Origin of the sequence: Zafaria cholistanensis (assembly GCF_008580665.1) — a bacterium.
In the GTDB taxonomy this organism is placed as follows: domain Bacteria; phylum Actinomycetota; class Actinomycetes; order Actinomycetales; family Micrococcaceae; genus Zafaria; species Zafaria cholistanensis.
This window is the reverse complement of record NZ_BKDJ01000004.1, coordinates 1-18,429: the sequence shown is the minus strand read 5'-3', so window position 1 is coordinate 18,429 and position 18,429 is coordinate 1. Positions and strand designations below refer to the sequence as shown.

Sequence of the window (18,429 nt, the reverse complement as noted above, 5' to 3'; positions counted from 1 at the left end):
GAACGCCGCACGGACCGTTGCATCAAGCAGTGAGGGCCGCCCCATGGGGCGGCCCTCACTGCTTGATGGCGGTTTCGCGCCAGCTTGCCCGGCTTCCCCGACTTCGCCAAGGCCGACGGCACCTCCGCTGCGTCCCCGCGGCCGCCCGGGGAAACAGGCCCTGCGACCCGGGCGGGTCTTGTGCTTAGTATGGGAGCGCCTGCGGCCCACCCCACATTCGGGGGCGGCCCGCCACCCCTGCTACCGGAGGTGTAACCGTATGGATTGGAATGCCGTGGAAACGTTCCTGGGAGACGTCGGAAGCGTCGTCTGGGGGCCTTTCCTGCTTATCCCGCTGCTGCTGGGAACCGGCCTGTACCTGACCATCCGCCTCGGCGGCCTGCAGTTCCTCAAGCTCGGCGCCGCGTTACGGCTGGGACTGCTCAAGCGCAGGGACGCCGGTGCCGAGGGGGACATTTCTCAGTTCCAGGCCCTCACCACGGCCCTGGCCGCCACCGTGGGCACCGGCAACATCGTCGGGGTCGCCACGGCCATCGGCATCGGCGGGCCCGGCGCGCTCTTCTGGATGTGGGTCACGGGCCTGGTGGGCATGGCCTCGAAATATACAGAGGCCTACCTGGGCGTCCGCTTCCGGGGGACGGACGACGCCGGCGAGAAATCCGGCGGCCCGCAGGTCTACCTTGAACGCGGCATCAGGGGAGGGTTCGGAAAGTTCCTGGCGCTGTTCTTCGCCATCGCCGCCACCCTGGCCTGCTTCGGCATCGGCAACATGACGCAGGGCAATTCCATTGCCCACAACATGGAGCGCAGCTTCTCGGTGCCGCTGTGGGTGACGGGCGCCGTGCTCGCCGTCCTGACGCTGCTGGTGCTGGTCGGCGGCATCAAATCGATCGGCCGGGTGACGGCCGGGCTGGTGCCGGTGATGATCCTCCTGTACGTCCTGGGCGCGCTCTATGTCCTCCTGGCCAACATCGGTGCGCTCCCGGCCGCGTTCGCGCAGATCTTCACCGACGCGTTCACCGGGACGTCGGCAGTGGGCGGCTTCGCCGGCTCAGCCATCATCATCGCCGTGCAGTACGGCGTGGCCCGCGGCATCTTTTCCAACGAATCCGGCATGGGATCGGCGGCGATTGCGGCGGCCGCCGCGCAGACTACCCACCCGGTGCGTCAAGGGTTGGTCTCAATGACCCAGACCTTCATCGACACGATCATCGTGGTCACCTGCACCGGCCTGGTCATCGTGACCACCGGCACGTGGAACCAGATCGACGCGGCGACCGGCCAGCAGATCTCGGCCGCCCTCATGACGGGTGAGGCGTTCACGCACGGGCTGCCCGGGGATTGGGGACATTGGATCGTGACCGTGGGCCTGGTCATGTTCGCCTTTTCGACCATCCTGGGCTGGGCCTACTACGGCGAACGGAACATCGAGCGACTCCTGGGCCGCCGCGCTGTCATGCCCTTCCGGGTGCTGTTCTCGCTGGTGGTGTACGTGGGCTGCACCGTGCAGTTGGGCGTCGTATGGAACTTCTCCGACGTGATGAACGGGCTGATGGCCCTGCCCAACCTGATCGGCCTTCTGATCCTCTCCGGAATGGTGGTCCGCGAGACCCGCCACTATCTTGCGCACGATCCCAGGCTCGAGGCGTCCAAGGAGGAGATCGAGGCGTTCATGAAGGGGCGGCCGGGCTGGACCGAATGGAAGTCCGGCAACGTGGTCGGTTCAAGCCACCACTACGGCCTCGACCGGGACGGCAGCCCCACCGGGTAGGCCCCGGAGCGGTGCCCGCTCAGCCCCCGGCGAAGGGGGGCAGCACGTCCACGGTGTCCCCGCCGGCCAGCGGACGGGTGCGGTCGCGCACGTTCACCTCGTTGACCAGGAAGCTGGAACGGCCCAGCACCCGCGCCAGCGGGGGAGCCCCGGGCGCCGGGGGGGCCTGCGCCGCCCCCAGGTGCGCGACCAGCGCGCCCAGCGTGCCGGCGTCGTACCCGTCGGCCGCAGCCAGGGACGCGAGCGGAACCACGCGCTCGGGCGTGCCCGCGGCCGCGGCTGCGGCGGCAAAGAACCTGACAGTCATCGATCCCACGCTAACCTCCAATGGCGCTCATGGTGCGTTCCGGCTGCACGAAACCCGCGTCGCCGAGCCCGGGACGGTCCATCCCGTGGGCCCGCGGCTTGGCCCACATGGCGTCCCGCCAGCGCCCGGCGATCTCCGCATCGGTGGCGCCCGAGCGCATCGGGCCGGCCAGGTCGGTTTCTTCGCGGGAGAACAGGCAGGACATCACGCGCCCCTCCGCGGTAAGGCGGGTGCGGCGGCAGTCGGCGCAGAACGGCTCGGTCACGGAGGCGATGATTCCCACCGTCCCGAGCACGGCCCCGGGACGGTCCTTCGAGGCCACCAGGAACCGTTCGGCGGGGGCGCCGTCGCGGGCCCGCGGGTCGGGGGACAGGACAAAGTCGCGGGAGAGCAGCGCGCGGGTCTCGGCGGCGCCGACCAGGTTCTCCCGGCGCCACCCGTGGTCCGCGTCCAGCGGCATCTGCTCGATGAAGCGCAGCTCATGGCCGCGCTCCAGGGCCCAGCGGACCAGCTCCGGGGCCTGGGCGTCGTTGACCCCGCGCAGCAGGACGGCGTTGATCTTCAGCGGGGACAGCCCGGCGGCCGCCGCGGCCTCGATCCCGGCGAGCGCGCGGTCCAGGAAGGGGCGCCGGGCCATGGTCGCGAAGGTCTCCGCGCGGAGGGTGTCCAGGGAGACGTTGATCCGGGTCAGGCCTGCCGCCGCGAGTTCGGCGGCCCGTTCGGCGAGGCCGACGGCGTTGGTGGTCAGCGAAAGCGGCAGGTCCGGGTGGTCCTCGCGCAGGCCCGCGACGATATCCGCCAGGTCCTGGCGCACCAGGGGTTCGCCACCGGTCAGGCGGACTTCTCGCACGCCGAGGTCGCGGACCGCGATGCGCACCAGGCGGCGTATCTCCGCGGCGGTCAGCAGGCGGTTGCGGGGCAGCCATGCCATGCCGTCGGCGGGCATGCAGTAGGTGCAGCGCAAGTTGCATTTGTCGATGACGGACACGCGCAGGTCGGTGGCGGTGCGGCCAAACCGGTCCAGCAGGCGCGGGTCTTCCGGCCGCCGCGGTCCGGGCCCGTCGGCGTGCCGGTTGGGGAGCCGGGGCATGCCCAAGGGCACCGCCGTGGCGGTGCTTCCCCGTGTCGAATCCGCGGCACCCATGGTATCGAGGGTAGACCACCCCGGAGGGGTCCGCGTGTGTCCGCGCCCACAGAACACCCGGCACGGGCGGCAAAAGGGGGCCAGAACGCCGGTTTGATCCTCAGATGCGGGCTATTAGCCTAGGAAGGTGACTCAAATGAGGATTTCTGAGGCGGCGGTGTTCCTGGGCGTCAGCGATGACACGGTACGTCGCATGGTGGAGGCCGGAGACCTGCCGGCCGCGCGGGACGCTTCCGGCCGTGCCGTCGTGGAGGGGGCGGACGTCGCTGCGCACCTGCGCCGACAGGGCGCGGCGCCGAAGGACCCCGCGCGGGTGGCCAGCTCCGCGCGCAACCGCTTCGTGGGGCTGGTGACCAGCGTGGTCATGGACAGGGTGATGGCCCAGGTGGAGATGCAGTGCGGCCCGTTCCGGATGGTCTCGCTGATGAGCAGCGAGGCCGTGCAGGATTTGGGCCTGGAACCCGGAAGCATCGCCACCGCCGTCATCAAGTCCACCAGCGTGATCGTGGAGACCGCCCCGTGACCGGCTCGCCCGCCGCGGCCGGACCCGGCCGCGGCTCCGGCCGCCGTCCTGCCCGGAGGTTGGTTTCCGGAATGGCCGCTGTGGCGGCGGCGCTTCTGGCGGCCCTGCTGGGAGGCTGCTCCGGTGCGGACCGGCCCTCCAGCCCGTCCGCCGCCATCGCGGTCTCCGCTCCCGCCTCCTTCGCCGATGTGGCACCCCAACTCGTGGCGGCGTATAAGGCTGCCGGGGGCGCGGGGGATCCGCAACTGAACCTGGGGTCTTCCGCCCAGCTAATCCAGCAGGCCAACGCCGGCCTGGTCCCGGACCTGCTGATTACCGCCGACACCCCGGCGCTGGAGGCGCTCGGGGATCCGGGGGCCTTCGAGCGCCGTCCGGACCTGGCGGCCAACGCGATCGTCCTGGCCGTACCGGCCGGGGGCAAGGTCCGTTCCCTGGCCGACCTCGCCGGGCAGACGGTTGCCGTCTGCGCCCCGCAGGTCCCGTGCGGCCGCGCCGCCAACGCCTACCTGAAAGCCCGGTCCGTGATGCTGGAGCATCCCACGGAGGAGGACAACGTCCGCGCCGTGCTCACCAAGGTCACCTCCGGCGCCGTGGCGGCCGGATTCGTCTACGCCACTGACGCGCGGGCCGCCGGCGATGCGGTGCGCACCATCGCGCTGGAGGGCGCGGAACCGAACATCTATCCGCTCCTGGTGCGGGACGGTGCCGGGGCAGGGGCCGTCGGGTTCGCCGACTGGCTGGCCGGCGGGACGGCGCGGGACATCCTCGCCGACGCCGGCTTCGGGACGCCGTGACCCACCGGTCCCTGTCCCGGCCCTTGCGGCGCGCCATCACCCCGGCCTGGCTGTGGATCCCGGCGGCCACCGCGCTGGCCCTGCTGGCCGGCCCGCTGCTGGCGCTGCTGGCCAACGCCCCCTGGAGCCAGATGCCGGCCCTGCTGGCCGAGCCCGCCGCCCGCACCGCCCTGGGCCTTTCGCTCGCCACGTCCGCCACCAGCACGCTGGCGTGCGTGGGGCTGGGGCTGCCGCTCGCCGTCGTCCTGACCCGCCTGGGCGGACCCCTGCTCCACGTGCTGCGCTCAATCCTGCTCATCCCGCTGGTGCTCTCCCCGGTGGTCTCCGGCATTGCCCTGCTGTACTTCTGGGGACCGCGCGGCGCCGCCGGTGAGCTGCTCGGCGGCCTGGGCCTGGGGGTGGGCTTCAGTCCCGCCGCCGTCGTGCTGGTCCAGGTGTTCGTGGCGCTGCCGTTCTTCGTGGTGGCCGCCCTCTCTTCGCTGGAGGCCGTGGACCCGGACCTGGAGCTCGCCGCCGCGAACGCCGGCGCCAACGCGACCCAGATCCTGCGCCACATCACCCTGCCGCTGGCCGCCCCGGGAGTGCTGGTCGGCGCGCTGCTGGCCTTTGCCCGCTCGCTGGGGGAGTACGGGGCCACGATCACCTTCGCCGGCAGCGTCGAGGGCCGCACCCGCACGCTGCCGCTGCAGATCGAGCTGTCGATGAACTCGAACCGTCCGGAACTGGCGCTGGGGCTGTGCCTGATGCTGCTGGCCCTCTACCTGCTGGTGCTCGGGGCGGCGCACTTGGGCAGCCGCAGCATCCTGCCGCGCTGAGTCCACGCGGCCCAGGAGCCCTCGCCGCCTCACGTTCCGCCTAACGTTCCGCCGAGCGTCCAGGCGACTCCCGCCCCTCGCTTCGCTCGGGCCGGGGCCCTCGCCGCCTAGCGTCCAGGCGACTCCCGCCCCTCGCTTCGCTCGGGCCGGGGCCCTCGCCGCCTAGACTGGGGCGCATGCTTCCAGAAGTCCGGCCGGCAACCTTCCGGCGCTCCGTCGCCGAGCACCAGGCCGCCGTGCGCACGCTGCTCGCCGGCCTGCCGGACGCGCTCGGGACCCAGACCGTGCCGCTCGCTGCCGCCCTTGGCCGCACCCTGGCCAGCGACCTGACGGCCCCGCGCCCGCTGCCGCCCTTCGCCAACTCCCAGATGGACGGGTACGCCGTGCGCGCCGCGGACCTGTCTACCGGCCCGGTTCCCTGGGCCACACTGCCGGTGGCTCCGCCCATCCCTGCCGGTACCGCCGCCCCGCCGCTGCCGCCGGGCCATGCGGCCCCCATCATGACTGGGGCCATGCTCCCGGCCGGCGCGGACACGGTGGTGCCGATCGAGGCCGCCGATCCGCCCCAGTTCCCGGCCTTCGTCGGCGGGGACGCCCCGTTCCGCGACCACACCACCGTCACGCTGCCGGCCTCCTTCGCCGCGGGAACCTACGTGCGGCCGGCGGGCAGCGACCTGCCCGCCGGGGCAACTGCATTGGCCGCCGGCACCCGGCTCGGGGCCGCCCAACTGGGGCTGGCCGCCGCACTGGGCCTGGCGGCCCTGCCCGTGCGCCGCCGCCCCCGCGCCCTGGTGCTCTCCACCGGAGACGAGGTGGCCGCGCCCGGAACCGAACTGGCCCCCGGGCAGATCCATGACGCCAACACCACCCTGCTCACAGCCTCCCTGGCCGAGGCCGGCTGGGACACCGCGACCGCAGGGATCTGCGCCGACAATGCCGCCGCCTTCGAGGCCGCGCTCGCCGACGCGCTGGCCCCCGACCCGGACGTGACCGACCTGGTCCTGACCAGTGGCGGCATCAGCCAGGGTGCCTACGAGGTGGTGCGCCAGGCCCTGGCCGGGCGGGGTATCGCCTTCGGTTCCGTCGCCATGCAGCCCGGGGGACCCCAGGGTGCGGGCCTGCTGGCGCTGCCCGGCACCGCCCCGGTCCCGCTGCTGGCCTTCCCCGGGAACCCGGTCAGCAGCTTTGTCAGCTTCGAGGTGTTCCTGCGCCCGGTCCTGTGCGAACTGCTGGGCGTGCCCCCGCGTCCGCTGGTCCAGGCACCCCTGGCGGTGGCCCTTGACAAGCCTCCCGGCAAGCTGCAGGTCCGCCGCGGAATCCTCGAGGACGGACGCTTCACCCCGCTGGGCGGCCCCGGATCGCACCTGCTCCACGCACTGGCCCACGCCACCGCCCTGGCCCTGCTGCCCCCGGGCCCCGGGCACCTTGACCCCGGGACCGACGTACCCGTACTCACGATGGGAGACCCCCAATGACACCCACCCCGGACACAGCCCCGGAAGGCAGCGGCCCGGACCGCGGCCCGGCCACCGGCCTCACCCACGTCCGCGCCGACGGCAGCGCCCACATGGTGGACGTCTCGGCCAAGCCGGAAACCTCCCGCGAGGCGACCGCCGAAGCCGTGCTCGCCACCCGCCCCGACGTGGTGGCCATGCTCGCCGAAGGCACCCTCCCCAAGGGTGACGCGCTGGCCGTGGCCCGCATCGCCGGGATCATGGCCGCCAAGAAGACCCCCGAACTGATCCCGCTGTGCCACCCGCTGCCGCTGGCCAAGGCAACCGTGGACTTCGAGCCGGACGCGGCTGCCGGCACCGTGCGCATCCTGGCCACCGTGAAGACCCGCGGGGTCACCGGCGTCGAAATGGAGGCACTGACCGCGGCCACCGTGGCCGCCCTGGCCCTCTACGACATGACCAAGGCCGTGGACAAGCACGCCGAGATCGGCAGCGTCCGCGTGCTGGCCAAGACCGGCGGCAAGAGCGGGGACTGGTCGGTCGCGCCCGTGCCGCTTGCCACCGCCGAGCACACCCCGCCCAGGGAAGGCACCGCATGAGCGGCTGCGAACCCTCCGCGGAGCCGCGCAAGGCCGCCATCCTCATCGCCTCCACCCGCGCCGCCACGGGCGTCTACGAGGACCGCACCGCTCCGGTCATCCGGGACTGGCTCCTTGAACACGGGTTCGAGGCGGACAACTCCGTCGTCGTCCCCGACGGCGAACCGGTCGGCGCGGCCCTGCGCGCCCTGCTGCTCACCGGTCCGCGCGTCATCGTGACCAGCGGCGGGACCGGCCTGTCGGCGGACGACCTCACCCCTGAAATGACGCTGCCGCTGCTGGAGCGCCAGCTGCCCGGGGTCATGGAGGCCATCCGCGCCGCCGGAATGGCCTCCACCCCGCACGCGGCGCTCTCGCGCGGCCACGCCGGCACCGCCGGGCACACGTTCATCGTGAACCTCCCCGGCTCCCCCCGCGGGGTCATGGACGCGCTGGGGGTCCTGGATCCGATCATCGGCCACATCTGCGACCAGTTGGAAGGCAGCCATGCCCATTGAGCCCCAGCCCACCGAAGCCCAGCCCACCGAAGCCCAGCCCACGGGGGCCCAGCCCGCTGGCCAGCCCGGCACCGTCGTCTTCGCCGGCGTCAGCGCGGAGCCCATCGATGCGGCTACCGCCTGGGACGCGGTGGAGACGGAGGCGACCGGCGCCGTCGTCACCTTCGCCGGCGTGGTGCGCAACCACGACGCCGGACGCCCGGTGACCCGGCTGGCGTACAGCGCGCACCCGACCGCCGGGCGGCGCATGGCCGAACTGGCCGCGGAGGTCGCCGCCCGCCATCCCGGCACCCGGCTGTGGGCCGCACACCGGGTGGGGGACCTCGCGATCGGGGACGCCGCGCTGGTCGCCGCGGCCGCCTCCGCCCACCGGGGCGAGGCGTTCGAGGCCTGCCGCGACCTGGTGGAGGCCGTCAAGGCCGGGATCCCGGTCTGGAAGGAACAGCACTTCGTCGACGGCGGCAGCGAATGGGTGGGCAGCGCCTGAGCGGATCCGCGGGGTCCCACGGGCCTTTAGCGGTTTCACCGGGTATTCACATGGACGGCACCTGCTGACCGATTCCGTTCGGCCTGCGTTCATCCTGCCGCCGGACAGTGGCCGTGCCGCACACGAGCCCCGTGGACCCGGCGGTTTCACAGGAGGGTTTTTCGTCCTTGTCCGGAGCGCGCGTCCTGTTCACGTCCTTCTTCAACCACCAGGTGCCGGCGGCCCGGCGGTGGGCCGAACGCGAGGTGGAGATCGTCGAGCTGCTGGCGCGTTCCGGCCTGGTCCCCGCCCTGGCGCCGGCCCCCGGCCCGTGGGGTATCCCGGGCGGGCAGCCCCTGCCGCGCACCCTGCCGCGCTACGACCAGGCCTCCTTCATCTGGCGCCTGGTCTCCAGCAACCACCGCGAGCATGCCCGGGGCATGGGCATGTTCGCCAGCCACTCCGAGGCCGCAGCCCATGCAGCCGAGGCGCAGGCTGTCGCCGGGGCCCTGACGATCGTGCCGCTGTGCAGGCCCGGCGACGGCTTCCATGGCTGGACCGCCGTCACCTCCGGCCAGCCGCTGATGTCCTGCGCGCAGTGGTATCCGAAGCCGGCGGAGCGGGACCGTGCCGCCGCCCTGGCCGTGGACCGCCTTCCGCAGGCGCGAATCATGGACAGGCCCCTCAAGCACGGTCAGCGGCCCCGACTGGCCGCGGGGCAGAACGGCATCCCCGCCGGTTCCGGTGCCGGCACCACCGGAAACTGACCCCGCACCGCCTGCCGGCGCGCGCTGGTCCGCCGCCGTCTACGCATACAACCACTCGAACGAGTATGTCCGCCCGGTGCAGGCGCTGGCCGAAGAGTATGCCGCGGGCGGCTCCCGGCGGCGCTAGGCTTGTGCCCATGACCCCACCACTTGCCGTCGCCGTCCTCGGCGCGTCCGGACGCATGGGCGCGGAGGCCGTCAAGGCCGTCTCCACGGCCGCAGACATGGAACTCGTCGCCTCCCTGGGCCGCCACGACCCGCTGGAGAAGATCCTGGAGGCCGGCGCCACGCACGTCGTCGACCTCACCGTCCCGGACAGCACCGAGGCCAACGTCCGCTTCGCCGTCGAGCACGGCCTGCACGCCGTCGTCGGCACCACCGGCTGGACGGATGCCCGGCGGGCGGACCTGGCCGCGCTGCTGGAGCGCCACCCGGGCACCGGCGTGCTGATCGCCCCGAACTTCGCGCTCGGGTCAGTGCTGGCCAGCGCGTTCGCCGCCACCGCGGCCAGGTACTTCGAGTCCGTCGAAATCGTCGAACTGCACCACCCCAACAAGGTGGACGCCCCCTCCGGCACCGCGGTGCGCACCGCCGAGCTGATCGCCGCGGCGCGTGCCGAGGCCGGCGTGCCCGCCAGCCCGGACGCGACCGAGACCTGCCTCGAGGGCGCCCGCGGCGCGGACGTGGACGGGGTGCGCGTGCACTCGGTGCGCCTGCGCGGCCTCGTCGCCCACCAGGAGGTGCTCCTGGGCGGGGCCGGCGAACAGCTGACCCTGCGCCACGACTCCTACGACCGCGCCTCCTTCATGCCCGGCGTGCTGCTGGGCCTGCGCACCGTCGCCTCCCGCCCCGGCCTGACCTACGGGCTGGACGGCTACCTGGAACTGGGGCGCTAGCCACGTGAAGACCAAGTTGTGGGTCGCGGGGATCCTGGCCCTGTTCGCTTTCTACCTGGTGGCATCCTTCGGCTCAGCCATGCGCTTCCTCACCGCCGCGGAGCCCATGGCCAAGGCCATCGGCGCGGCGGCGCTGCTGTTGCCGCTGGTGGGCGCCTGGATCCTGGTCCGGGAAGTGCTCTTCGGGGCGCGCTCGCAGAGGATGGCACGCATCCTCGAGGCCGAGGGGCTGCTGCCGGAAGACACCCTGCCGCGCACCCCGTCCGGACGCATCATCAAGGCCGCCGCGGACGAGGACTTCGTGCAGTACCGCCAGGAGGCCGAGGCGAACCCGGACAGCTGGCGTTCCCTGCACCGGCTCGCCCTGGCCTACGACGCCGCCGGCGACCGTCCGCGCGCCCGCAAGAGCATGAAGCGGGCGATCGGCCTCTTCCTCGCCTCGGCGGACGCCAAGGCCTGAGCGCACCCCCGCGGGTTCCCGGCAGGGAACCCGCGGACGCTCCTTCCGGCAGGGACGTCACGTCCGTTCCCTGATGCTCCCGCCGGCCGCAGCCCTGGAGGCCGCATGCACCGCGGCCTCCAGGGGGCCGCGCACCCCCGACCACTTGAGCACGATCCCGGCCAGCAGGGCGGCCACCACGAACCCCAGGTACACGGCCAGCCGCGGCAGTTCCGCGGTCAATCCGCTGAGCAGGTCCAGGGCCACCAGGTGTCCGACGTAGAGCGTCAGGGTGGCCGCCCCTGCCCCGGCCAGCGGCCACAGCAGCGCTTCGCCGAGTTGGCCCAGGGTCGCCTCCAGCGCGGCCGCGACCAGCAGGCAGCCGCCTAACACCGCCAGCGCCGTGCCCGCGGTATGGATCAGGTCCAGCGGGGAACCGGTGTGCGGGGAAGCCAGGGCAAACCACCACCAGCTCCCTTGTGCCCCGTCGAGCCCCCGGCCGGTGGCCAGCGCGGCCTCCAGGGGGCCTGCCCGCAGCCCGGTGGCGGCGCGCAGCGCGGCGTCTGCGCCCGGGAGGGCCACCAGTTCGGCGGAGGCCCAGCGGGCCGCCGCGGCCACCGCGGTCCCGCCGGCCAGCAGGGCTAGTGCCACCGGCGGCCGCGACAGGTTGCTGCGGCCCACGGCCAGGCCCACCAGCAGGAAACCCAGCCAGGCAACCACCGGGTAGTAGCCGGTCACGAAGAGGTCCGCCAGGACTGTCGCCGGATTGGCCAGGTCGGTGAAGGCGGGGGAGCCGCCGACGTCGGAAGGATCCACCCACGCCCGGGCCAGCGGCAGCAGCAGGAACAGCGCCACGGGGGACAGCAGCAGCCAGCCGCCGGCCCACCACGCCAGCCGCCGCACCGGCAGGCCCAGGAACGGAAGCGCCAGCAGGAACAGGACCCCGTAGTGCACCAGGATCACGGCCACGCCGGCGTCCAGCGAGCCCGCGGCCAGGCCGATCGCCGCCACCAGCAGGGCGCGCACGGCGATCCCGCGCCGGCTGCGGCGGAGGTGTTCGGGCGGGTACGGCCGCGCCCCGCCGGTAAGCAGGGCCAGCCCGACCCCGGCCAGCACCGCGAACAGCGCCGAGGCCCTGCCGGAGAACAGCAGGGCGGTCCACGTCGGCCCGGCGCCCCCGCCCGGCAGCGCCTGGGACAGGGGGAGGATGTGGGTGGCCATCATGCCCAGCAGGGCGATGCCGCGCGCGGCATCCACCCCGGACAGGCGCGGTCCCCGCACGCGGACCGGCGCGGGCGCGGGGCTGGTCCGGCGCCCGCTCACGCGGTCCCCGGCAACGTGCTCTTCGTCATGTTGCCAGCCTACGACGCCGCCCCGTGGCGCGGGCGCCGTCCGCGAAAGTGTAACGTTGGGGCCATGGCTGCTTCTGACATTCGCGCGCCCCGGACCGACTACACCTTCGGGACCCTGCTGACCGCCATGGTGACCCCCTTCGGGGAGAACGGCGAAGTCGACTACGACAGCGCCGCCGCCCTGGCCTCCAAGCTGGTCGACGACGGCTGCGACGGCCTGGTGGTCACGGGCACCACCGGCGAGACCTCCACGCTGACCGACGAGGAAAACCTTGGCATGTTCCGGGCCGTGGTCGAAGCCGTGGGCGGGCGCGCCAAGGTGCTGGCCGGCTCGACGACTAACGACACCCGCCACTCGATCAGCCTCTCGCAGCGTGCCGCCGAGCTCGGCGTCGACGGCCTGCTGGTCACCGCCCCGTACTACAACAAGCCCAGCCAGGCCGGCGTCCAGGCGCACGTGGAGGCCATCGCCGATTCCACCGACCTGCCGGTCATGGTCTACGACATCCCCGGCCGCGCCGGCATCGAGATCGCCACCGATACGCTGATCCGCCTGGCCGAGCACCCGCGCATCGTCGCGCTGAAGGACGCCAAGGGCGACTTCCTCGAAACCACCCGCGTGCTGGCAAACACCGACCTGGACGTCTACTCCGGCGACGACGGGCTGACCCTGCCGTTCATGAGCATCGGCGCCATCGGCGTCGTGTCCGTGACCGCCCACGTGGCGGCCGCCCAGTACCGCCGGCTGATCGACGCGGCCCTGGCCGGCGACTTCGCGACCGCCCGCCGCCTGCACTTCGAGCTGGACCCGGTCCAGCGCGCCGTCATGACCCACATCCAGGGTGCGGTCTCGGCGAAGACAGTTCTTCACTGGCAGGGTGTCCTGCCCAACGCCGTGGTCCGGCTGCCGCTGCTGGCGCCTTCGGAAGCGGAACTCGAAACCATCCGCGTCGACCTGCGCGAGGCCGGATGGGACCTCTAGAAAGGTAGCCACCCCATGACAGAAACCTCCCCGGGCCTCACCGACGCGCCCCGGAGCCTGCCCCCGCAGCTGAAGCCGGGAACCCTGCGCATCGTGCCGTTGGGCGGGCTGGGAGAGGTTGGCCGCAACATGGCGGTCTTCGAGATCGACGGCAAGCTGCTGGTCGTGGACTGCGGCGTGCTCTTCCCGGAGGAGTTCCAGCCGGGCGTGGACCTGATCCTGCCCGATTTCAGCTACATCCGGGACCGCCTTGACGACGTGGTCGGCGTGGTGCTCACGCACGGGCACGAGGACCACATCGGCGCGGTCCCGTACCTGCTGCGGCTGAAGCAGGACATTCCGCTGATCGGGTCCCGGCTGACCCTGGCGCTGGTCGAGGCGAAGCTGCAGGAGCACCGCATCCGCCCCCTCATGCTTACCGTCGCCGAGGGCCAGGTCGAGTCGCTGGGCCCGTTCGAGTGCGAATTCGTGGCCGTGAACCACTCCATCCCGGATGCTCTGGCGGTGTTCATCCGCACCGCTGCGGGCACCGTGCTGCACACCGGCGACTTCAAGATGGACCAGCTGCCGCTGGACGGGCGCATCACCGACCTGAGGGCCTTCGCCCGGCTCGGCGAGGAGGGCGTGGACCTCTTCATGCCCGACTCCACCAACGCCGACGTGCCCGGCTTCACCACGGCCGAAAAGGAGATCGGGCCCGTCCTGGAGAACCTCTTCGGGCGCGCGCAAAAGCGCATCATCGTCGCCTCCTTCTCCTCCCACGTGCACCGCGTCCAGCAGGTCCTTGACGCGGCAGCCCTGCACGGGCGCAAAGTCGCGTTCGTGGGGCGCTCCATGGTGCGCAACATGGCCATTGCCGCCAAGCTCGGCTACCTGCGGGTGCCCGCGGACATCCTGGTGGACCTGAAAAACGTTGGCGACCTGCCGGACAGCAAGGTGGTCCTGATGTCCACCGGTTCGCAGGGCGAACCCATGGCCGCGCTTTCCCGCATGGCCAACGGGGACCACCGCATCCAGGTGGGAGCCGGGGACACCGTGATCCTGGCGTCCTCGCTCATCCCGGGCAACGAGAACGCGGTGTTCCGCGTCATCAACGGCCTGACGCGCTTGGGCGCGGAGGTGGTGCACAAGGGCAACGCGAAGGTGCACGTCTCCGGGCATGCGGCCGCAGGGGAGCTGCTCTACTGCTACAACATCATCAGGCCCAAGAACGTCATGCCGGTGCACGGGGAGACCCGGCACCTGCTGGCGAACGCGCGCCTGGCCACCCAGACGGGCATCCCCGCACGGAACGTGCTGCTGACCGAGGACGGTTCGGTGGTGGACCTCAAGGACGGCGTGGCCGACCTGGTGGGCCAGGTGGAGTGCGGCTACGTCTACGTGGACGGCTCCAGCGTCGGGAACATCACGGACGACGACCTCAAAGACCGCCGCATCCTCGGCGAGGAGGGCTTCATCTCGGTGATCTCCGTGGTCAACCGGCAGACCGGGCAAATCGTCTCCGGCCCGGACATCCACGCCCGCGGCGTGGCCGAGGAGCAGCAGGTCTTCGAGGACATCAAGCCGAGGATCGCCGCGGCCCTCGAGGAGGCCGTGCGCAACAACCCGGACCACACCACGCACCAGCTGCAGCAGATCGTGCGCCGCGTGATCGGTTCCTGGGTCAGCCGCAAGCTGCGCCGCCGCCCGATGATCGTCCCGGTGGTCCTGGAGGCCTAAGTCTTTCGGAGGCCTGGTTTCCGGAGGTCCCGGCCTTCCCGGCTCCCGCCGGGGCCGGGGCCCGCGCTACGGCACGACGGCGGCCGCGGCGCCGTTCCCGGGCACGTCAGCCGCCTCCGCCGCAGTCCCGGCCACGGGTTCGGGCCGGCCGGCCCTTCCGGCACGGGCGGAGGTCTCCGGGTCCGGGCCGGTTTTCCGGTAGCGTAGCGGGTATGGCGACCCGTACCACCACCGGCCGGCCGAAGCCCGCAAACGGCAAGGCGGCCGGTTCCGCAGGATCGCGCAGCAAGTCCACCGGCACCGCTGCGCGCTCCGGAGGCACCCCTGCCCGGCAGTCCGCGCAGGCCTTCCCCCCGGACCTTCCCGCACCCCTGCGCGCCCTGCGCAGCGCCTGGATGGGCACGGCCCGCGTGGTGGCCGGGGCGTTCCGCAAGCTTGGCAACGACGTCCACCCGGACCCCGACCTCCGCCGTGACGGCACCGGCCTGTTCCTGGTCCTGGTGGCCGTGGCCGTGGCCAGCGTCGAATGGTGGGGCCTGCGCGGCCAGGGCTGGTTCGGCACGTTCATCCATGCCGTCTTCGGTGGCACCGTGGGCTTCATGGCCGTGGTGCTGCCGGCGGTCCTGGGGGTCGGGGCGTTCCGGCTCTTCCGCTACCCGGAGGACTACCGGGCCAACAACCGGATCGGGATCGGCCTGGCGCTGGGAACCGTGGCCGGGTCCGGGATCGCCCACGTCGTGGCCGGCCTGCCCACGCTGGCGGACCCTTTCGACGAACTGTGGGCCGGGGGCGGCATCGCCGGATTCCTGGTGGCGAACCCGCTTTCGGCGCTGGTCAGCCGCTGGGGAACCCTGGCGCTGATGGTGCTGCTGGTGCTGTTGAGCCTGATGATCATGACGGCTACCCCGTTCCGGCACATCCCCCTGCGCCTGCGCGAAGGCTACGAGCGACTGATGGGCCAGCCCGCCGGCGCCGTGCCGGAGGAAACGCTCCGCGGCGGCGCGGGCGGCCACGACCAGAGCTACCTCCACGAACACGAAATCCCCGCGCCCAAGCCCCGGAAGAAGCGCGGCCGCCTCTTCGGCAAGGACCGTCCGGAGGAGACCGCCGCCGACGCGGCGGCGGACGGATACGCGGACACCGAGGCCTACGAGCGCGCCGTCATCCGCGATGCGCTCGACGGCTATGGCCCCGACGGCTATGCCCCCGACGAGTCGGTGGAGACCTACCCCGACTACTCCGAACCGGCCGCCGCGTCCGCCCCGGCTGTCCCGCCGGGAGTGCGCCGTCCCACCGCGTCCGAAAAGGCCCTCCAGCAGGTGCGCGAGCGCGTCGGGCTGGCCGAGGCCGCGGAACCGGCCACCGAGGCGCTGGACACGGTCTCCGCCGCCGGGCTGGAGGCTGAAGGCCTGGGCGGAGCCGGACAGGAGGCGGCCAAGCCGGCTCCAAGCCCGGCCCCGCTGCCCCCCATCCCGCAGCGCACCGAGCAGCTGCAGCTCTCCGGGGACGTCACCTACACCCTGCCGCCCTCCGAATTCCTCCCGGCGGGCCCCCCGGCAAAGGAGCGCTCCGAGGCCAACGACGCCGTCGTCGAGGCCCTGACGGACACGCTCCAGCAGTTCAACGTGGACGCCCAGGTCACCGGGTTCAGCCGCGGCCCGACCGTCACCCGGTATGAGATCGAACTGTCCCCGGGCACGAAGGTCGAACGCGTCACTGCGTTGAGCAAGAACATTTCCTACGCGGTGGCCTCCTCCGACGTGCGCATCCTCAGCCCCATTCCGGGCAAGAGCGCCATCGGCATCGAGATCCCGAATGCGGACAAGGAAGTGGTCGCCCTCGGCGACGTGCTGCGCTCCAACGCCGCCCGCAAGACCGAACACCCGATGGTTATGGGCGTGGGCAAGGACGTCGAGGGCGGCTTCGTGGTAGCGAACCTGGCGAAGATGCCGCACATGCTCGTCGCCGGCGCCACCGGCGCGGGCAAGTCCTCGTTCGTGAACTCGATGATCGTCTCGATCCTCATGCGCGCCACCCCGGATGAGGTCCGCATGGTCATGGTGGACCCCAAGCGCGTGGAACTGACCGCCTACGAAGGCGTCCCGCACCTGATCACCCCAATCATCACCAATCCGAAGAAGGCCGCCGAGGCGCTGCAGTGGGTGGTCCGCGAGATGGACACCCGCTACGACGACCTGGCGAACTTCGGCTTCAAGCACATCGACGACTTCAACAAGGCAATCCGCAACGGCAGGGTGGTTCCGCCCGAAGGTTCCAAGCGGGTCATGAAGCCCTACCCCTACCTGCTGGTCATCGTCGACGAACTCGCCGACCTGATGATGGTCGCCCCGCGCGACGTCGAAGACTCGATCGTGCGCATTACCCAGCTCGCCCGTGCCGCCGGAATCCACCTGGTGCTGGCGACCCAGCGCCCGTCCGTGGACGTGGTCACCGGGCTGATCAAGGCCAACGTGCCCTCCCGCATGGCGTTCGCGACCAGTTCCGTCACCGACTCCCGCGTCGTGCTCGACCAGCCGGGCGCAGAGAAGCTGCTGGGCCAGGGCGACGCCCTGTTCCTGCCGATGGGTGTTTCCAAGCCGATGCGCGTGCAGGGCGCCTGGGTGACCGAATCGGAGATCCACCGGGTCGTCGAGCACGTCAAGGCCCAACTGCAGGCTGTCTACCGCGAGGACCTCGCGGTGGAGGCGCCCAAGAAGCAGATCGACGACGACATCGGAGACGACCTCGAGCTGCTGCTGCAGGCCACCGAACTGGTGGTCACCACGCAATTCGGCTCCACCTCCATGCTCCAGCGCAAGCTGCGCGTCGGCTTCGCCAAGGCCGGCCGGCTGATGGACCTGCTCGAATCCCGTGGAGTCGTGGGCCCTTCCGAGGGGTCCAAGGCCCGCGACGTGCTGGTCAAGCCGGACGACCTCCCGGCGGTCCTGGCGACCATGCGCGGGGAGGAGGCGCCGGCGTCGGCATCCGAGGCCGCTCCCCGGGAGGCGGCCCTGGCGGAGAACGCCAACGCAAACCACTTCGGAGTCGACCTGGTGGCCGAGGACCTGGAGTCCAGGACCCAGGCCATCGACTACTTCGACGGCGCCGACGGGGACGACGACGGCTCCGAAGACGCATGGAACCTGACCGGACGGTAGCCTGAGGACGTGACCGACCCGCTGGACAGCCCCTCCGAACCAAGTTCCTCCAAACCAAGCCCCTCCGAACCGACCCCCGCCGGCCGGGTTCCTGGCGAACCCGTTCCCACGCTGAACATCGCCAACGTCCTGACCACGCTGCGCATCGTGATGGTGCCCTTCTTCGCCTGGTTCCTGCTCGCGGACCAGCAGCAGTACGGGCTGTGGCGCTGGCTTGCCGTGGCGGTGTTCGCCGCCGCGGTGTACACCGACAAGCTGGATGGGGACCTGGCCCGCAGCCGCGGGCTGGTCACCAACTTCGGCAAAATCGCCGACCCCATCGCCGACAAGCTGCTGATGGGCGCCGGGCTGGTCCTGCTTTCCTGGCTGGGCGAGCTGTGGTGGTGGGTCACGGTGGTGATCCTGGTACGGGAACTGGGGGTCACCGCCCTGCGCTTCGCGGTGATCAAGTACGGGGTCATCGCGGCCTCCCCGGGGGGCAAGCTGAAGACCGTGCTCCAGTCCGCCGCGATCTTCCTTTACCTGCTCCCGTGGTCCCAGACGGTCCCGTGGGTGGGCACCATTGCCCTGGTGGTCATGCTGGGTGCCGTGGCGGTCACCATCTATACCGGCGTCGACTACGTGCTCGCCGCCGCCCGCCTGCGCGCCGCGGCCCGCAAGGGCGGCCGGGCGTGAGCCTGTCCGGCGCCGCCGGGGGCACCTCCGCCGGCCTGTCCGGCGCCGCCGGGGGCACCTCCGCCGGCCCG

Annotated in this window: 18 protein-coding genes; 15 read left to right on the top strand and 3 right to left on the bottom strand. The window is 72.0% G+C overall.

The window, feature by feature from the left end; translation table 11 throughout:
• Positions 1-259: 259 nt before the first annotated feature.
• Complete coding sequence (locus NCCP_RS05085; protein ID WP_149956172.1) at positions 260-1,771, top strand: alanine/glycine:cation symporter family protein; 1,512 nt, start codon at positions 260-262, stop codon at positions 1,769-1,771.
• A 19-nt stretch (positions 1,772-1,790) separates the two neighbouring features.
• On the opposite strand, the gene NCCP_RS05080 is transcribed toward NCCP_RS05085, so the two are convergent.
• Positions 1,791-2,078 carry a MoaD/ThiS family protein gene (locus tag NCCP_RS05080; protein WP_149956171.1) on the bottom strand — a complete coding sequence of 96 codons (288 nt, stop codon included), beginning with the start codon at positions 2,076-2,078 and terminating at the stop codon, positions 1,791-1,793.
• Positions 2,079-2,088: 10 nt separating this feature from the next.
• A complete protein-coding gene (gene moaA / locus NCCP_RS05075; protein ID WP_225873684.1) occupies positions 2,089-3,222 on the bottom strand; it encodes a GTP 3',8-cyclase MoaA in 1,134 nt (377 codons plus the stop codon).
• Positions 3,223-3,349: 127 nt separating this feature from the next.
• Here moaA and NCCP_RS05070 point away from each other — a divergent pair, with 127 nt between their 5' ends.
• The 10 genes from NCCP_RS05070 to NCCP_RS05025 all read left to right on the top strand — a co-directional run bounded on the left by NCCP_RS05070 (position 3,350) and on the right by NCCP_RS05025 (position 10,493).
• Positions 3,350-3,745, top strand: coding sequence for a TOBE domain-containing protein (locus tag NCCP_RS05070; RefSeq protein WP_149956170.1), 396 nt, complete (start codon positions 3,350-3,352; stop codon positions 3,743-3,745).
• 71 nt (positions 3,746-3,816) lie between these two features.
• Positions 3,817-4,539, top strand: a complete 723-nt coding sequence (locus NCCP_RS05065) for a substrate-binding domain-containing protein (protein ID WP_149956169.1) — start codon at positions 3,817-3,819, stop codon at positions 4,537-4,539.
• A complete protein-coding gene (locus NCCP_RS05060; protein WP_225873683.1) occupies positions 4,536-5,354 on the top strand; it encodes a molybdate ABC transporter permease subunit in 819 nt (272 codons plus the stop codon). The genes NCCP_RS05065 and NCCP_RS05060 overlap by 4 nt, the downstream gene beginning before the upstream one ends.
• Positions 5,355-5,530: 176 nt before the next feature.
• Positions 5,531-6,829 carry a molybdopterin molybdotransferase MoeA gene (locus NCCP_RS05055; protein ID WP_149956168.1) on the top strand — a complete coding sequence of 433 codons (1,299 nt, stop codon included), beginning with the start codon at positions 5,531-5,533 and terminating at the stop codon, positions 6,827-6,829.
• The gene (moaC, locus tag NCCP_RS05050) at positions 6,826-7,407 is read left to right on the top strand and encodes a cyclic pyranopterin monophosphate synthase MoaC (RefSeq protein WP_149956167.1); all 582 of its coding nucleotides are present in this window, start codon (positions 6,826-6,828) and stop codon (positions 7,405-7,407) included. The genes NCCP_RS05055 and moaC overlap by 4 nt, the downstream gene beginning before the upstream one ends.
• A complete protein-coding gene (locus NCCP_RS05045) occupies positions 7,404-7,904 on the top strand; it encodes a MogA/MoaB family molybdenum cofactor biosynthesis protein (RefSeq protein ID WP_149956166.1) in 501 nt (166 codons plus the stop codon). The genes moaC and NCCP_RS05045 overlap by 4 nt, the downstream gene beginning before the upstream one ends.
• Complete coding sequence (locus tag NCCP_RS05040; RefSeq protein ID WP_149956165.1) at positions 7,894-8,391, top strand: molybdenum cofactor biosynthesis protein MoaE; 498 nt, start codon at positions 7,894-7,896, stop codon at positions 8,389-8,391. The genes NCCP_RS05045 and NCCP_RS05040 overlap by 11 nt, the downstream gene beginning before the upstream one ends.
• Before the next feature lie 167 nt (positions 8,392-8,558).
• Positions 8,559-9,137: a hypothetical protein gene (locus NCCP_RS05035; protein ID WP_149956164.1), complete on the top strand. Its 579-nt coding sequence runs from the start codon at positions 8,559-8,561 to the stop codon at positions 9,135-9,137.
• A 137-nt stretch (positions 9,138-9,274) separates the two neighbouring features.
• Complete coding sequence (gene dapB, locus NCCP_RS05030) at positions 9,275-10,033, top strand: 4-hydroxy-tetrahydrodipicolinate reductase (protein WP_149956163.1); 759 nt, start codon at positions 9,275-9,277, stop codon at positions 10,031-10,033.
• 4 nt (positions 10,034-10,037) lie between these two features.
• The gene (locus NCCP_RS05025) at positions 10,038-10,493 is read left to right on the top strand and encodes a hypothetical protein (RefSeq protein ID WP_149956162.1); all 456 of its coding nucleotides are present in this window, start codon (positions 10,038-10,040) and stop codon (positions 10,491-10,493) included.
• Positions 10,494-10,550: 57 nt separating this feature from the next.
• Here the strand turns inward: NCCP_RS05025 and NCCP_RS05020 are convergent, their stop codons facing one another.
• Positions 10,551-11,795, bottom strand: coding sequence for a heparan-alpha-glucosaminide N-acetyltransferase domain-containing protein (locus NCCP_RS05020; RefSeq protein ID WP_149956161.1), 1,245 nt, complete (start codon positions 11,793-11,795; stop codon positions 10,551-10,553).
• A gap of 93 nt (positions 11,796-11,888) precedes the next feature.
• Here NCCP_RS05020 and dapA point away from each other — a divergent pair, with 93 nt between their 5' ends.
• The 4 genes from dapA to pgsA all read left to right on the top strand — a co-directional run bounded on the left by dapA (position 11,889) and on the right by pgsA (position 18,358).
• A complete protein-coding gene (dapA, locus tag NCCP_RS05015) occupies positions 11,889-12,806 on the top strand; it encodes a 4-hydroxy-tetrahydrodipicolinate synthase (RefSeq protein ID WP_149956160.1) in 918 nt (305 codons plus the stop codon).
• A gap of 15 nt (positions 12,807-12,821) precedes the next feature.
• Positions 12,822-14,525, top strand: coding sequence for a ribonuclease J (locus tag NCCP_RS05010; RefSeq protein WP_149956159.1), 1,704 nt, complete (start codon positions 12,822-12,824; stop codon positions 14,523-14,525).
• A gap of 212 nt (positions 14,526-14,737) precedes the next feature.
• Positions 14,738-17,683, top strand: coding sequence for an FtsK/SpoIIIE family DNA translocase (locus NCCP_RS05005; RefSeq protein ID WP_149956158.1), 2,946 nt, complete (start codon positions 14,738-14,740; stop codon positions 17,681-17,683).
• A gap of 111 nt (positions 17,684-17,794) precedes the next feature.
• Complete coding sequence (gene pgsA, locus NCCP_RS05000) at positions 17,795-18,358, top strand: CDP-diacylglycerol--glycerol-3-phosphate 3-phosphatidyltransferase (protein ID WP_225873699.1); 564 nt, start codon at positions 17,795-17,797, stop codon at positions 18,356-18,358.
• The last annotated feature ends 71 nt before the right edge of the window (positions 18,359-18,429 follow it).